The 2,469-nt window shown below is 35.6% G+C and carries 3 protein-coding genes; 1 reads left to right on the top strand and 2 read right to left on the bottom strand.

The annotated features are described in order from the left end of the window. Positions 1-115 precede the first annotated feature (115 nt). Positions 116-1,054 (bottom strand): dihydrodipicolinate synthase family protein, encoded by a 939-nt coding sequence (locus ACY65O_RS19845; protein ID WP_462222595.1) that lies wholly within the window; start codon positions 1,052-1,054, stop codon positions 116-118. A gap of 286 nt (positions 1,055-1,340) precedes the next feature. Between ACY65O_RS19845 and ACY65O_RS19840 the strand changes: the two genes are divergently transcribed. Then, positions 1,341-1,751, top strand: coding sequence for a VOC family protein (locus tag ACY65O_RS19840; RefSeq protein ID WP_462222594.1), 411 nt, complete (start codon positions 1,341-1,343; stop codon positions 1,749-1,751). Positions 1,752-1,758: 7 nt separating this feature from the next. Here ACY65O_RS19840 and ACY65O_RS19835 read toward each other — a convergent pair. Continuing rightward, a partial coding sequence (locus ACY65O_RS19835; protein ID WP_462222593.1) for a substrate-binding domain-containing protein occupies positions 1,759-2,469 on the bottom strand: 711 nt, incomplete at its 5' end.

Genomic DNA, 2,469 nt, shown 5'->3' with positions numbered 1-2,469 from the left:
ATGGGCAATGGGCAATGGGCAATGGGCAATGGGCAGAAATAGGGCTTCGTAATTTAGTGTTTAATTGACAATTCACCATTGACAATTGCCCATTCACCATTCACAACGCACCATCTCATCCCAAAGCCGGCCTTGTTGCAATACCATCATCAATTATTTTTAAAATCCTTTTTCTTTCTTCTCCAATTAAAGTTAATCTTGGTGCCCTTACCGCTTCTGATCCTATGCCAGCCTGTGTTTCGGCAAGTTTAATATACTGTACTAATTTGGAGTGAATATCCAATTCTAATAAGGGCATAAACCACCGGTAAATTTTTGTGGCTTCAGCAATTTTCCCTGCTTTAACTAAATTAAAAATAATAACTGTTTCGGCCGGAAAAGCACAAACCAATCCTGCCACCCAGCCATTGGCACCAAGGCAAAGTTCTTCCATGGCCAACGTATCAACGCCGCATAAAATTTTAAAGCGATTGCCAAAGCGGTTAATCATTCTGGTTACATTAGTTACATCACGGGTACTTTCTTTTACTGCCTGTATGTTTTTGCAAATGGTTAAATCTTCAAACATATCTAAGGTTACATCTGTTTTATAATCAACAGGGTTGTTGTAAATCATTATGGGCAAATCGGTAGAGTCCGCAATAGTTTTAAAATAGGTAACGGTTTCCCTGTGGTCGGTTTTATATCGCATAGGTGGCAAAGCCATTAAACCTTTAGCACCCCATACTTTTGCGTAAGCAGCCTGTTGCAATGCTTCCTTAGTTGCACCTTCTGCAATATTTAAAATAACAGGAATTTTACCTGCACATTTTTCAACAGCAAATTTTATAAGTGTTTCTTTTTCGTTAGTAGATAATACACTGGCTTCACCCAGCGTGCCGCCTAAAATAATGCCGTTTACTCCTGCAGCTAATTGTGCATTTAAATTTTTTTCAAACAGGGGAAGGTCTAATTTATCATCGGCTGTAAACTTAGTTGTAAGTGCAGGCATAACGCCACTCCATTCAAAAGGCATAGTTTTATTTTTATTGTAAGATATTAAAAATATGCACATCAACCGATTTTACAAATGATTTCTGTAAGGTTAATTTTTTAAATGCTTCTTTTATTGAGATACATTTTTACGTTCGGTTTACAATTATCATTTTAATATTTGCTATTATAAAAAAAAATATTTTCGCTGTGATTTATTTTTTACTTTTATTGCTGCAATGTTATCCTGTATTTCTTCAGCAACAGATAAATACTGGGGTTGATTTTCAGCAAAGCGAAAATTTTACTTGGCAATTATTCTTCACCATCAGCAAACAGTAAATTGCGGCCATACGAAGCAACTATTTATGAATTTTAAGCTCAACCATATTCAGCATATTGGCATACCGGTTACTGATTTAGCCAGGTCGGAAGGGTTTTATGAACGCCTGGGCTTTAAAAATGTAATGGCGGCAACATTTAATTTTAATGGGGATAAAGGAAATGTGGCCATGATGAAGTATAACGAAATGATTATAGAATTATATCAAATGCCGGCTGCTGAGTTGCAGGAAATCCGCGGCAGAAAAAACGGCCATATAGATCATATAGCTTTTGATGTGGATGATATTGATAAAGCTTTTACTGAGCTGAAAAATTTATCTTTTAATATCATTGAAGAAGCTCCGATATTATTATCCTTCTGGAAAAATGGCTGTAAATATTTTAACATTACGGGGCCAGATGGGGAGCGGCTGGAGTTTAACCAGATCTTGTAAATTTTTTTTATAAAGATCCTCCTTCTACCAATAAAGATTCAATGGTAAGTTCCTGTATAAAAGTACTTCCTGCAAGGCAGGCCATCATACTGCTAAATGCCAGTTTACCTAATTTTAAACCACTGGTTTCTACGTAAGTAATTTCCGGAAAATATAATTTAGGGATATCGCCATTGCTTATCGCAATTACTGCAATATCATCAGGTATTTTTAATCCCTTTTTCTGTATTGCTTTCATCGTACCTGTAAGAATTTCATCACTCATGCAAAAAAAAGTATCCGGCTTTTCTTTTAAATGTTTTAAAGCTGCTTCCTCGGCTTGTGCAGAGCTTACTGCATAATCAGTAATCAACTTTATTTTATTTCCTTTTTCGGTAATAGTTGTTGTAAAAGCTTCCAGTCTTTTTCTGGTTATTAAAAGATGTGTATTACCAAAAAGCGCCACTACCTTTTTTTTCTTTTTATTAATAATTGCATTAGCGGCAATGGTAGCAGAGAGCGAATCTGCAACACAAACTTTATTGCAATCATTGCTTTCAGGAACCTTATCAAAAAATATTACCGGAATTTCAATTTCTTTTAAACGTAGAAAAGCATCAATATTTATAGTGTCGGGAGAAATACAAACAAACAAGCCGGTGATCCTGTTTTGCCTGCATAGCTTTAAGTTTGTTATTTCAATAGTTGGGTCGTCACCAGACTGCAGTATCATTAAAGA

Origin of the sequence: Ferruginibacter sp., assembly GCF_031430955.1 — a bacterium.
GTDB lineage: Bacteria > Bacteroidota > Bacteroidia > Chitinophagales > Chitinophagaceae > Ferruginibacter.
The sequence above is the reverse complement of the archived record's forward strand: the minus strand, read 5'-3'. Positions and strand labels throughout refer to the sequence as shown.